Source organism: Halomonas sp. AOP7-B1-5 (genome assembly GCF_052353045.1).
GTDB classification, from domain to species: Bacteria; Pseudomonadota; Gammaproteobacteria; order Pseudomonadales; family Halomonadaceae; genus Vreelandella; species Vreelandella colorata.
On sequence record NZ_JBQTDC010000009.1, the window covers coordinates 39,192 to 51,471 of the forward strand.

At 55.3% G+C, this 12,280-nt stretch carries 11 protein-coding genes; 5 read left to right on the forward strand and 6 right to left on the reverse strand.

The annotated features are described in order from the left end of the window. Positions 1-4: 4 nt before the first annotated feature. The gene (locus tag ACT3XD_RS06840) at positions 5-742 is read right to left on the reverse strand and encodes a YoaK family protein (protein ID WP_318782746.1); all 738 of its coding nucleotides are present in this window, start codon (positions 740-742) and stop codon (positions 5-7) included. 286 nt (positions 743-1,028) lie between these two features. Between ACT3XD_RS06840 and ACT3XD_RS06845 the strand changes: the two genes are divergently transcribed. From ACT3XD_RS06845 to ACT3XD_RS06860, 4 genes are all read left to right on the forward strand, one after another. Beyond that, positions 1,029-1,247 carry a DUF1656 domain-containing protein gene (locus ACT3XD_RS06845; RefSeq protein ID WP_192537557.1) on the forward strand — a complete coding sequence of 73 codons (219 nt, stop codon included), beginning with the start codon at positions 1,029-1,031 and terminating at the stop codon, positions 1,245-1,247. Between the two features lie 12 nt (positions 1,248-1,259). Further along, positions 1,260-2,168: an efflux RND transporter periplasmic adaptor subunit gene (locus ACT3XD_RS06850; protein ID WP_192537558.1), complete on the forward strand. Its 909-nt coding sequence runs from the start codon at positions 1,260-1,262 to the stop codon at positions 2,166-2,168. Between the two features lie 3 nt (positions 2,169-2,171). Continuing rightward, complete coding sequence (locus ACT3XD_RS06855; RefSeq protein WP_192537559.1) at positions 2,172-4,253, forward strand: FUSC family protein; 2,082 nt, start codon at positions 2,172-2,174, stop codon at positions 4,251-4,253. 98 nt (positions 4,254-4,351) lie between these two features. Next, positions 4,352-5,488 (forward strand): MFS transporter, encoded by a 1,137-nt coding sequence (locus ACT3XD_RS06860; RefSeq protein ID WP_192537560.1) that lies wholly within the window; start codon positions 4,352-4,354, stop codon positions 5,486-5,488. Positions 5,489-5,523: 35 nt separating this feature from the next. On the opposite strand, the gene ACT3XD_RS06865 is transcribed toward ACT3XD_RS06860, so the two are convergent. After that, positions 5,524-6,102 carry an NAD(P)H-dependent oxidoreductase gene (locus tag ACT3XD_RS06865; protein ID WP_192537561.1) on the reverse strand — a complete coding sequence of 193 codons (579 nt, stop codon included), beginning with the start codon at positions 6,100-6,102 and terminating at the stop codon, positions 5,524-5,526. Between the two features lie 182 nt (positions 6,103-6,284). On the opposite strand from ACT3XD_RS06865, the gene ACT3XD_RS06870 reads away from it, so the two are divergent. Continuing rightward, on the forward strand, positions 6,285-7,187 hold the full coding sequence (locus ACT3XD_RS06870) for a LysR substrate-binding domain-containing protein (protein ID WP_192537562.1): 903 nt from the start codon (positions 6,285-6,287) through the stop codon (positions 7,185-7,187). A 19-nt stretch (positions 7,188-7,206) separates the two neighbouring features. Here the strand turns inward: ACT3XD_RS06870 and ACT3XD_RS06875 are convergent, their stop codons facing one another. The 4 genes from ACT3XD_RS06875 to ACT3XD_RS06890 form a co-directional block, all read right to left on the reverse strand. Then, on the reverse strand, positions 7,207-8,103 hold the full coding sequence (locus ACT3XD_RS06875; protein ID WP_192537563.1) for an NAD(P)/FAD-dependent oxidoreductase: 897 nt from the start codon (positions 8,101-8,103) through the stop codon (positions 7,207-7,209). Between the two features lie 126 nt (positions 8,104-8,229). Next, positions 8,230-8,679, reverse strand: coding sequence for an Rrf2 family transcriptional regulator (locus ACT3XD_RS06880; protein WP_192537564.1), 450 nt, complete (start codon positions 8,677-8,679; stop codon positions 8,230-8,232). Positions 8,680-8,897: 218 nt separating this feature from the next. Beyond that, positions 8,898-9,764 (reverse strand): alpha/beta hydrolase, encoded by an 867-nt coding sequence (locus tag ACT3XD_RS06885; RefSeq protein WP_192537565.1) that lies wholly within the window; start codon positions 9,762-9,764, stop codon positions 8,898-8,900. A 40-nt stretch (positions 9,765-9,804) separates the two neighbouring features. Next, positions 9,805-12,201 (reverse strand): TonB-dependent siderophore receptor, encoded by a 2,397-nt coding sequence (locus ACT3XD_RS06890; protein WP_225736095.1) that lies wholly within the window; start codon positions 12,199-12,201, stop codon positions 9,805-9,807. Between the last annotated feature and the right edge of the window lie 79 nt (positions 12,202-12,280).

The following is a 12,280-nucleotide window of genomic DNA, read 5'->3' on the forward strand; positions in this document are numbered from 1 at the left end:
CGCATCATACTCTTTTAGGAACCATCAACTTGCTTGCCGTACGCACCGTGATAACGATGGCGCTTGCGGCAACGACGATCAAAAACGCTCCTAACGTCAGCATCGCCGTGAAGCCGAATAAATCGAACAGTATGAGTCCGGCGACACATCCGCTCAGGAATGAAAAAATCGTTATTAAATGGGTATGTAACTGCTTTTGAAAAAAGCGCCGATCAAGCGATCCATCACGTGACACGAAGGATGACAAGAACGAGCCTAGCGCGATGCCCGCATCGGTCAGTGTGCCGGTCACATGCGTCGATCTCACCCGACCATTGGACAGTTGCGTTGAGGTCGAGTTATGCACCCCCATCAAAAAGCCCAGCATTATCAGCACTTGCGAGTTGAAGTGCGTCGAATACACCAGAATTTCAAAAAGTGATACGGCGACCAGAGCCGCGCCTTCAACTAGAAGTATCAGACAGAAGATGGTTCTTATTTTCTGACCTGCGATCACCGCAATACGGGCAAGCATCCCTCCCATTACGAAGGCAATGAGCAGAGTTGCCAGAAACAGAAACCCATGCGTATCGGAGCTTGCCACTTCGCTTGGCATTTGCGAGACGTTGCCACTCATATGCGAGGGGAGAAAACCAAAGGCGCCCAATGCCATGGCATTGAGAATACCCGCAGCCGTCGCCAGCACCATTGCCAGATAACGATCTTCGGTATGAGATCGAGCTTTCTTCTTTTTGATTAGCACAATTGCGTCTCCAACTACCGGGCTGACAGTGAGTAGTTACGACACTAATACTAAAGAATAATTCTCATTTGTCTAATTAAGTAAGTACTTCCCTATTAGCACCTGGCGCCAAACCTTAAATAGCCAGCAAACACTGCAGACGAAGACTCTCTTGTCACTCCTCCCCTGCAAAGCAAGATTCGTTTAAGCTCTCTATGCTATAAAAAGAGTGAAACATCTGGCATCTATCAGATAACTCACTAAGCTCTTGTCTCTTTACATGACTTCAGGCCACGTTAAGGATGTTATGGGTCTTCAAGAAATCGCTTTTGGCGGCATTTATCTCAGCCCTCTGCTGATTTACGCATTGATTGGGTTTGTCGCCACTCTGGTGACCCGCTCCTTGCTTCATTGGATAGTCGGGCAGTACGCGCTGTGGTACGAGGCATGGTTCGACATCTCTCTTTTTGTCATCTTTACCGCAGCCACCACCTTCATCTTTACCATTTTGCTTGAAAGCCCTTAAGAGAGACCCTTAATGCGCCCTTCGCTTCGTATTCTGCTGACCCTTATTATTGTCGCGATTGCCGTTGCCGCCGGTGCCTGGCTATGGCGCTATTACCTTTATACGCCCTGGACGCGCGACGCCCGCGTGCATGCAGAAGTCATCACCATTGCCCCGGATGTCTCCGGCTGGGTACGCACCCTTAACGTGGCCGACACCGATTACGTTGCCCAGGGTGATACGCTGTTTGAGATCGACGATGCACGCTATCAAGCGGCAGTGAATAAAGCCCAGGCAACGGTAGAACATCGTCAGGCAACGCTTGAGCTCAACCGGGCCGAAGAGGGCCGCCGCAATCAGCTGCGCAATAGCCGCGCGATTAGCGCTGAGGATCAGCAGGTTGCCCAGGTAAATTCGCGCATTGCCGCCGCTGACCTGCAGCAGGCTGAGGCTGATCTGGCAAGCGCCCAGCTTGACCTGGAGAGAACCCAGATTAACGCGCCGGTAAGCGGTCATGTGCTGAATGTGCAGCTTTCGGCCGGTAACTACGTCAACCGCGGAAGCTCAGTACTGGCGCTGATCGCCGCCAATTCTTACTACGTGGTGGGTTATTTTGAAGAAACCAAAATGGCCACAATTCACGTGGGCGACCCGGTCGATGTCGTCTTAATGAACGGCGATACGCACCTTAACGGCCACGTGGTAGGGATTGGCCGGGGCATTGCCGACAGCAATACCAACCTGAACCAGCAACTGCTGCCTCAGGTTGCGCCTACGTTCAACTGGGTACGCCTGGCGCAGCGCATCCCGGTACGTATTGCCCTGGATGAAATCCCCGATGAAACGTTGCTGAGTGTCGGCATGACGGCCACCGTTCATGTCCGTCCTGTCGAGCGTCCTGCCGAGCGCGCTACCGAAACCCAAAACGCACGGCCTGAGTAACCCATGTCGCCGTTCGTTCAAACGTATTTAATGCCCAACGCCACGGCGGTCAAATTTGCCATCAAGACCACCCTGGCGATGATGCTCGCGCTCTATGTGGCGCTCTGGTTTGACTTGGAACGCCCCTACTGGGCGCTGATGTCGGCGGCGTTTCTTCAGATTCGTCCGATGAGCGGCATGGTGATCGAAAAAGGCATCTGCCAGCTTGGCGGCACTTTTATCGGCGCCGTGGCGGGCATCATTATCATGGCCCTGTTCGCTCAAGCGCGTATACCCGCGCTGATTACCCTGACCGGCTGGATCATGCTGTGTACCTATGTCGGCTCGCTATGGCGTAACAACTACACCTACGGTTGCCTGATGGCCGCGGTGACCGCCATGCTGATCGTGGTTATTTCCAGCGGTAGCACGCCTGCGGGGATTTTCGATATCGCGGTGGCGCGCCTTTCTGAACTGGGGCTGGGCGCGGTCTGCGCGATGCTGGTCAGTTCGCTGCTATGGCCATCCCACGTGGGAACGCACCTGGCGACCCAAGCAGACAGCGTCATCAATGAAGCTTTTGAGCATGCCGCCCTGCGCCTGGAAGCCAGCGACGACATTCCTGCGATGCAGAAGGCCCTGCGCGGCAGTTTAGGGCCATTAACCTTACTTGAATCCGATAGCCAGGCGGCCCGCTTTGAAGGCCCGGTCGGCCCTGGCCGAGTGCGCGCGACCCATGTCCTCACACGGCGCACGCTGCGCTTTTTCGCCAATTTGCAGGCGCTCCATCAGCTCATGCACGATCATGCCGACCGGCTTGATCCACAAAGCCTGAAGCTTGCCTGTCAGGTGGCTCAGGGGTTTCGGGAGGCCGAGCACGTTAAAGGCGTTGCTGACGCCAGAAAAACGCTTCAGGCGCTACGCCATCTGGTGCATGAAAATAACGACGAAACCACCTTGGCACCGCTGGATCGTCGCCTGCGCCTGGGGCTACGCGAGTCCATTGGCCACGCCATGGTGATGCTTGACGCCCGCGAAGCGATAGCCTCCCCGGGGCGCTATCAATTGCGCTCATCGCCGCTGGCCTGGCACCGCGACCACCTCGCCGCAAGTATCAACGCGATACGCTCAGGGATTGTGTTCTCGCTGCTCGCGGTCTTCTGGATTGTTACCGCCTGGCAAAGTGCCATGATCGCCATGATGCTGGGCACCCTGTTTTCGGCCTTCTTTGCCAGTCGTGACAACCCGATAGCGATTACCATGATGTTCTACAAAGGCATGCTGGCGGCCATTCCCAGCGCCTTTCTGTTCGGCCATGTGCTGCTCTCTCAGGCCAATAGCTTTCCATTGCTGGCACTCATTTTCGGGACACCGCTATTTTTAGGCCTATTAGGCGCGACTAACCTGGCCACGATGGGCTACTGCCTGGCCTTTACCATCTTCAACATCCTGCTGACGATGCCCGGCAACGGCATGGACTTCTCGTTTGACAGCTTCGCCAACCGGGTAGTCGCGGTGGTAATCGGCCTGAGCTGCGTGGTAATGGGCTTTCGCCTACTGCCAGGGCTGGGGACTCGGCTTAGGCGGCGGCGTTTGATCAAGGCAATATCCAATGATATTCACGAGCTAAGACGCCGTTCAATTCGCGATGCTGAAACCCGCTTTAGCGGCCATATGGCCGACCGCCTTCTGCATCTGGCCCAGCACGACGATATGCTGCCCGAAGAACAGCGCCACCTGTTTATTCTTGGCCTGACCGGGCTTGATTTAGGCACCGCCACACTGCGGCTGCGCGACCGGCTTGACGATGCGCCGCATCCACTCATTCGTGAAGCGCATCAAAATGTGCTGCGTGCCTTAGCGGTGGGTTTTGAAGACAGCGCTACTGGCCACCTGCCAAAAGGCATTCGTGAAGCGGGAAAACAGCTGGAAGACGCCATTACCACCCACGGCGATATCTCCGCCGACCGCCGCGTCCTGCTGGAAGGTCTGATTGAGCGCCTGGAACTCTCGCTTGAGCGCCTGGCGCGCATTATGGCAGAACGTCCGCAGCGTAAGCCTAAACCGCAGGCCAAGCACTTTGCTCAAGAAGCACAAGACCCCTAGCTACTTGGTGAAAACCGGCTCTTTTAGAGCGGTGGAGGCCCCTGGGGCTATATCGGAAGACGTGAAGGAATTTAGCCGCTTGGCAATGGAGGTGCTACATGTCTCGTCCACGCAGAGTCTGGCTTGCGGTCGCCGCCATGTTCTTTCTCAACGGCGGGCTGTTCGGCACCTGGGCTTCGCGCATTCCTACGGTGGCGTTGCACCACGACCTGGATGGCGGACGGCTCGGCCTGCTGCTACTCGTGCTGGCTTTTGGCGCTCTGATCTCGTTTCCGTTGGCGGGCAGAGCTTCGGATACCTTCGGCGCCGCGCGTGCGACCCTCGCGATTGCTCTCGCCTACACCCTTGCTCTAGTGATGATCGCTTGCGCTTTCAACCTCTGGTTGACGGCGGCGGCGCTGTTTCTCTTCGGTGCCGGCCATGGTGCCATGGATGTCACCATGAACAGCTGGGCTGGCGAGGCGGAGCGCTTCATCGAAAAGCCGGTCATGTCATCATTTCATGCCATGTGGAGTTTGGGCGCAGGCGTCGGTGCCGCGGCGGGCTATCTGGCGGTCAGCCTGGAACTATCGCTGCTTACCCACTTTTCGCTTATCGGCATCGCGATGTACGTGAGCATGATCTGGCTTGCGAGTATCGGCTGGAAATCTGAAACAAGGCCCCGTCCGGCGGGGGCGAAACGCTTTCCGCTGCCCCATGGTGTCCTGCTTTGGGTCGGGATCATCGCCCTGTGCGCCTCACTTGGTGAAGGCGCCATCGCCGATTGGAGCGCACTGTTTCTGGTCACCGTCACGTCGGCGACCACGGCCCAAGGAGCAATAGGGTACGCCGTATTTTCGCTGGCCATGGTCATCATGCGCTTGATCGGCGGCGGCGTGATTTCCCGGCTAGGCCCGGCAAACGCGGCACGCTTTGCCGGGTGTTCGGCCACCATCGGCGTGCTTCTCGCCGTCATTCCCGCCAACTTCATGGCCGCGCTGCTTGGCTTCTTCTTCCTGGGTATCGGCTACGCGCTTATCATGCCGCTGGCATTTTCCCGCGCGGCCAACGATCCCGATACGCCACCGGGCGTCGCCATCGCCAGCGTAGCGTCCCTGGGCTATGGCGGCATGCTGCTCGGGCCGCCGTTGATCGGCTTTACCGCTCACTTCATCTCGCTGCACTATGCCTTCGGAATACTTGGCCTGCTGGCAGTGTGCATCGTGTTCATTGCCTCATCACTTGAGCGCTTCTAGCGCCTGTTCAGCCAACGCTGGTTTTCAGCTATCGTTTAGCCGAACAGGCGCGCTAGGTGCTGGGTGTAAGCGGCCATATCGCGCTCGACGTCCGGTGCCTTGATCACATCGTTGGCGATAAAGATGGGCAGCGCTTCCAGGCCAATAAATTCCTGAGACTTGTGGAACGGGAAGTAAACGCCATCAACACCGCGACCCTCAAAGAAGTTATCCGCTTCATCGAAGGCGGCCAGCGGTGCATTCCAGGTAAGTGAAAGCATATAACGACGCCCTTGCAACAAGCCGCCGCTACCGTATTGCTTGGTGGGGTCCTGGCGCGAGCGGCCGTCGCTTGCGTAAAGTGAACCGTGCCCGGCGGTAAAGACTTCATCAATGTAGCGCTTAACGGTCCAGGGCGCGCCCATCCACCAGCCGGGCATCTGATAGACGATGGTGTCCGCCCAGAGGAACTTTTCCACCTCGGCCTCCACTTCGTAGCCCTGCTCAATCACCGTTTCACGAACTTCATGGCCCTGCTCGGCTAACGTACTCCAAGCCACATCATGCAGGGTATTGTTGAGCTCACCGCCAGAATGGGCGAACGGCTTGCCGCCATTGATTAACAGAATCTTCATCGTTAAAAACCTCTTACCCAATAGATAACCTTGCCTGTCGATAGGTGATAACCCTACCGGTATGGCTTGAATGTTGGCTATTATGAGATGCTCACAGGCATGGAAAAACCCGCCCCTTGGCAAGAGACTTTTGATATAAAGTCAACAAACGTGTTTTAACCCAATAGGCGCGAGCCGCAGTTATGAAAACCACCCTTGAAGAGCAGCAGGCATTTATTACCGTAGTGGATAGCGGTTCGATCACCGGCGCCGCCGAACGGTTGAGTATTACGGTGTCGGGCGTCAGCCGAGCGCTTAATCGCCTGGAACGCAAGCTGGGCGCCACCCTACTGCGTCGAACCACGCGGCGCCTGGAGCTGACCGAAGAGGGCGAAACGTTTTTAGATCACTGCCGCCGCATCTTGACCGCGGTAGAGGCGGCGGAAGAGTCGGTTCAGGATCACCACGGCCAGCCTCAAGGGCGGCTGCGGGTAAATGCCGCGCCCAGTTTCATGCAGTTCGTCATTGTGCCAGTGCTTGGTGAGTTTCGCGCCCGCTACCCAGGCATAACGCTACAGCTGGACACCCACGACCGTTTTGTAGACCTGCTGGAACAGCGTGTGGATTTAGCCATTCGTATTGGAGAGCTTGACGACTCATCGCTGCATGCACGGCGCCTGGGCCATAGCCCGCTTCGTATTCTGGCAAGCCCCGCTTACCTTAAGCGCGCGGGCACTCCACAAAGCATTGAAGACCTTGAGCGCCACAGCCTGCTCGGCTTCAGCCAGCTTGACCACCTTAATCGCTGGCCGCTGCGCCGTGCCGATGGTGAATACTTACGCATTACGCCCGCCCTCTCCGCCTCCAGCGGCAGCACGCTGATTGAGCTCGCGCTTAAAGGCGAAGGGATCGTCTGTCTAGCCGACTTCATGACCATCACGCCCCGCAAGGCAGGTGCATTGGTCGATGTACTGCCCAATCATACCGAACGTCAAATGCAGGCCGTCAATGCCGTCTACTACCGTCAGGCCACGCTATCCCAGCGCGCCCGGCTGTTTATGGATTTTCTGGCCGAACGCCTGCCGGGGGAGTATTTGCAGGGTTAAAAGTCTGGGCTAACGATGATTAAAGCCCAAACATCAGCGTTCGATGCGTCGAAAGTCCTGCCATGACACCGTCAGCCACGGCAAAAGTAACGGATCCTCCCGCACGGGCTACATCACCGCAGGCAAAAATGCCTGGAATGGAGGTAGCCTGCATCGCATCGGTTTTGACGATGCACCCCATTGGCGTTTCTTCAAGCTCACACGCCAGTTGAGCCACTAAGGGCCCAAGGTGCAGCGTCGGGGCAACGAAAAGCCCTGCTAGCGAAAACTTACGCCCATCGCTCATCATTAATTCAATGCCCGCACCGGATTGTTCAGCCAATTGAGCAACGGCGCCACGCTCAATATGTGCACCGCGTGCCTCCAACTGAGTCAACTGTTCGCTACTCGGCTCGAAGGCATCGTTCAAAAACAGCGTGGTTGCTCCCCAGTCCGGCAGCATCAAGCCATGGTGCATCGCAAGCTCAGAGGTCGCCAGCACGCCAATCCCTACCTTGCCCAACTCGTAGCCGTGGCAGTAAGGGCAGTGAAAAACGTGTTTGCCCCACAAGCCGGCGAGCCCTGGTAAGCTCGGAAGCTCATCGGTCACGCCAGCGGCCAGAATAATGCGCCGTGCCTGATAGGTGCTGCCATTATTGAGCACTACCAAGAAGTTATCCGCCTGCCCGGTTACCGCCTCCACACGCCCTGCCTGCCACTCAACTGTTGGGTACTCCATTAGCTGACTGCGAGCGTCTGCCGCTATTTCGCCCGGCGGCACACCATCTTGAGCTAAAAAGCCATGCGAATGGGCGGCAAAACGATTACGTGGCTCCCCCGCATCAATCACCACTACGTTTCGCCTTGCCCGCGCCAACTGCAGACCCGCTGCCATGCCCGCATAGCTTCCGCCAATAATCACTGCATCAACACTCATCATCTGTCTCCCGTTGTGCCCGCCAGAGTAAAACCATTTCATGTATCTTTTATTGATACATTAAAGACCTTACAAGAGCAAGTCCCGTATTCTCAGGAGTAAAGGAGTCAGCGAAATAATGCGCTATCAGAGCGTCGGTAGCTGATAACCCTTGCGCGTGGCGATATTGTCAAACTGTTCGGCAAGCTCCGCGAGAGTAACGGCGCCCAAGCGATTGATAAGCAAAGCCTCGGCCTCATGCATGGCGTCAAAAATCGCCGCGTTGACTACCTGTTCTACCGCGCAATCAGGGTTGGTATGATCCGTGCCAATAGCGAAAATGCGCGGCCCACCCACGGCGTTGTGGATGTCCAGCAGGGTTACGTTGTGCAAATCGCAGGCGATACGCCAACCGCCGTTATGTCCCTTTTCGGATTTCACATAACCCGCCTTGCGCAGCCCCGCCATTGTACGGCGTACTACGGCCCCATTGGTGCCCAGCATGGCGCCGATCTGTTCAGAGGTAATCGGCCGGGATTCGCGGGCAATGTGCAAAAGCACATGCAGCATACGAGAAAGGCGGCTATCGGTTCTCACGGGAAAACATCATCCATGTAGAAACAAGGGAAATGAAGGATAGCCGAACTTTAGCATATTCATTACCGGGCGCTGGCATCCACGTCACGCTTTTCCAACGTGCCCGGCTGTGCATGGAGTTTTTGATAGAGCCGTTGTCGATGATGTATATAAACGCTTAAACCAACACCTCCATGACGAATATTTTACCGTTTTGACGGTTAAGCAGAGCAAGAGTATCAGCCGTGCCGAGAGCCTAGTATCTGCTTCAAAACGCGCGATTCCAGTACAAAAGGAACGGACATATGATCCTCACCCTCGACTGTATAAAAACTGCTGCGTAGGCCGTATGCCGACAGTGGTTCAATTCGCTGATAGAGCTGACTGGCATCCTGCTGGTTCTGAAGAGAGTCGTGGTCAGCCACGATCAATGACAAACTGTGGTGGATAACATTAGCCTCGCCTGCTTCAACCTGCTGCCTGAAATCGCGTTCATGTTTCAGCAGATAGCTATCATCCCACCAAAGGCTCGGGCTGGCGGCAACCAAGTGATTAAACAGATCTGGTCGGGTAAACAGAGCATAAATCGCAAACATGCCGCCAAACGAGTGGCCATAAAGGCTCTGGTGATGAGTATCCACCGGGAAGCGTTCAGCGACGGCGGGCATCAACCTATCCTCGATAAAATCCAACAGCTCATCCTGCCCGCCCTGAGGAGGTGTGTTATTTTCCTCTGGTACCGGCGGTGATAAGTCGTAGGAGCGCCGCAAGAAATTATGGGGCGCCTCGCCAGGATAGGCGATGCCGACAATAATGGCCTGGCGAAACTGCTCTTGCGCCCGCTTGGCCTCATGCAGGGAAGCGAAATACGCGTTGGCATCCAGCACATAGATCACTGGGTAACCACCGCTGTAGGGCACCTCGCCTTCGGGCTTGCTGATCAGAATCCGATAGGCAGCGCCCTCCTCATTTTGCATCGACCATTCCAGCGTCTGGTCAAGGGTTACTGGCCGTTCAGGCACCGGCTCCTGGCTCGGCGCCGCCACCGCTGATACGGGCCCAAGCAGCAGCCCATTAAATATTAAAGTACTGATAAATAACTTCATGGCAGGTTGCCTCCTAACCACTGTAGCCCTATTACTGGATTCACCACTGGTACGAGATGCTGCCAATCAGGCTGCGGCCGGCTCCGCGATAGCAATAGATGCCCTCGCAGGAAATATGCTCTTCATCCGTTACGTTAGACGCATTGAGGCTGGCGCGAACGCCCTGAAATGAGCCGCCGAAGTCATAGTGGGCCGCCAGATCAACGAGGCTGTACGCGCTGTTTTTATAGCTATTGGCATTATCGATGTATTCAGTACCGATATAGCGCACCCCGCCCGACAGATGCAGTCGATCAAGCTCGGGAACCCGATAATCCACCCACAGAGATGCTAAATGACGGGGTGTATTCGCTAGATCACTGCCCTCGTTGCCATCGTTATCTTGCGTTATTTCAGCTTGGTTATAGTTGTAGCTTGCCGTCATACGCAGGTCGTCGGTGACATTTCCAACAGCCTCAAGCTCAAATCCACGGGTACGCACTTCTCCGGTCTGCTCCTGAAATAGCGGATTGTCCAGATTAGTAGTTTTACGATTGGTTTCATGGATTTGGTAGATTGCTGCTGTTAGCAGCGTATCACTGCCCATTGGCTGATATTTCAGCCCCAGCTCGAACTGCTCACCGTCGGTGGGATCGAAGTCATTGCCTTCTGCGTCGGTACCGGCCTCAGGCAAAAACGACTGCGCATAGTTAAAGTACGGCGATAGCCCAAAGTCAAACGCGTAAAGCGCACCAAAACGCCAGGTGTTCTTCTCATCCCGGCGTTCGCTGGTAATTTCGGTAAGATGGTTGTGGGTTTCATCGTGCGCCCAATCGTGGCGAACGCCTGCAGTCAGACGCCAGTTATCGAGCTTAATCTGATCCTGTAAATAAAGACCTTTGCGGTGGTTTTTACCACTGTCATCCGTCCAGACGGTACTCGGCTGGGCCACTGGTTGGCTGTAGTCTGGGTTGTTGATATCGATGGAGGGCGCGCTGCCTCCAGCATAAGTAACATCGTTCTCAAGGAAGGAGTAATCAGCACCTAACATCACCTTGTGCTCCACCTCGCCTTGATTAAATGTTGCCTCAAGCCGGGTATCAGTACTCAGAGACTCCATCTCTTCGTAAAGACCCACACTGCTACGACTCAAGGTTGAGCCGGATAAGGCGCCCGCTGAAAGATACTGGTTGGTAGTATCTACTTGGCCGTATCGCAGGTTTTGCTGCAGCTGCAGATGGTTATTAAAACGGTGGTTCAACTCATAGCCCAAAGCCCACTGCGTTTGATCCAGCTTATCGAAGTTCTCATCACTGGACCAAAAATGGGTCAGGTTTTCACCGTCCTGATAAGGGCGCGGAGAAGCGGAGGTTAGACGCTCCTGATACTGAGTGATAAAAGTGATGTCGGTGCGATCACTAATCTGCCAAGAGAGAGACGGCGCCAGCAAAGCAACATCATTACCTACCTGCTCAATATCCGTTTGCGCATCGCGCATCACGCCCACCAAACGGTATTGAACATCGCGCCCCATATCGCCACCAACATCGAATTGGCCTTGCAGATGATCATGGCTACCTACCTGAAGCTGCACTTCCCGCGTTGCGTCTGCCTGAGGACGCTTACTGACGCGATTAACCAACCCACCCGGTGAAAGCTGGCCATAGCGCATTGAGTCCGGACCTTTGACGACTTCGATGCGCTCCAGGTTATAAGGCACGGTGGAATAGTAAGACAACCAACCGCTATTTGGCTGGCGCAATCCATCAAGGAAATCGCCATGGTAAACCGTCGGGTAGCCCCGTATTGAGATCAAGTCAAAGCGTGGATCCATACCCGCCGCTTCAGTTCGAACCCCAGCAGTATAAGCGACCGCCTGCTCTACCGTCTGTGGTTGACGGTCACGCAGCTGTTCATCCGTTATAACACTGACACTTTGCGCAAGCTCTATAAGCGGCGTATCAGTTTTGGTGCCCGCCGAGGTGCTATAAGCCAAATAACCGCCGTTACTGATTTTGCTTCCCAATACCTCAACGGTATCCAAAACCATGGCTTCTGCTTTATCAGCTTTCTCCATTACGTAATCGGCAGGGCCCTGCTTGACCACCTGCAAACCACTACCCTGAAGTAACTGTGTAAAACCTTCTTCCACGCTATAACGTCCATGCAAGCCATCGCTTTGCAGGCGTTCTGTGAGGCTCGAGGGAAAGGATAGAACGATACCTGCATGACTGGCAAACTGGCTTAATACGCTGCCTAGTGGCCCCGGCTCGATACTGTATGTACGGCCTGCCGCCTGCTGTGTTTGGCCCTCCACTGTTTGTTGCGCCTGCGCTAACGGCGCGGATAGTGGGGCCATCAGCAAGCAGCCCAATATAATACCCAGCACGCGCGAGGGTTTGTTGTAATGCTGGCGAAGAAGCATGGGCGTTTGGCAGAGCTTAAAATGCATTGTCATCGTTATCTCGTTAATTTCAGAGTCAATAAATCTCTCTATGGGTCGAACGAGATCGAAAAAGGGACAAAAAATAATAGAG

What these genes read in the sequence shown, in the direction of transcription:
- ACT3XD_RS06845 (WP_192537557.1), top strand. Translation starts at nt 1,029, where the DNA reads ATGGGTCTTCAAGAAATCGCTTTTGGCGGCATTTATCTCAGCCCTCTG.
- ACT3XD_RS06855 (WP_192537559.1), top strand. Translation starts at nt 2,172, where the DNA reads ATGTCGCCGTTCGTTCAAACGTATTTAATGCCCAACGCCACGGCGGTC.
- ACT3XD_RS06850 (WP_192537558.1), top strand. Translation starts at nt 1,260, where the DNA reads ATGCGCCCTTCGCTTCGTATTCTGCTGACCCTTATTATTGTCGCGATT.
- ACT3XD_RS06870 (WP_192537562.1), top strand. Translation starts at nt 6,285, where the DNA reads ATGAAAACCACCCTTGAAGAGCAGCAGGCATTTATTACCGTAGTGGAT.
- ACT3XD_RS06865 (WP_192537561.1), bottom strand. Translation starts at nt 6,102, where the DNA reads ATGAAGATTCTGTTAATCAATGGCGGCAAGCCGTTCGCCCATTCTGGC.
- ACT3XD_RS06890 (WP_225736095.1), bottom strand. Translation starts at nt 12,201, where the DNA reads ATGACAATGCATTTTAAGCTCTGCCAAACGCCCATGCTTCTTCGCCAG.
- ACT3XD_RS06860 (WP_192537560.1), top strand. Translation starts at nt 4,352, where the DNA reads ATGTCTCGTCCACGCAGAGTCTGGCTTGCGGTCGCCGCCATGTTCTTT.
- ACT3XD_RS06875 (WP_192537563.1), bottom strand. Translation starts at nt 8,103, where the DNA reads ATGAGTGTTGATGCAGTGATTATTGGCGGAAGCTATGCGGGCATGGCA.
- ACT3XD_RS06885 (WP_192537565.1), bottom strand. Translation starts at nt 9,764, where the DNA reads ATGAAGTTATTTATCAGTACTTTAATATTTAATGGGCTGCTGCTTGGG.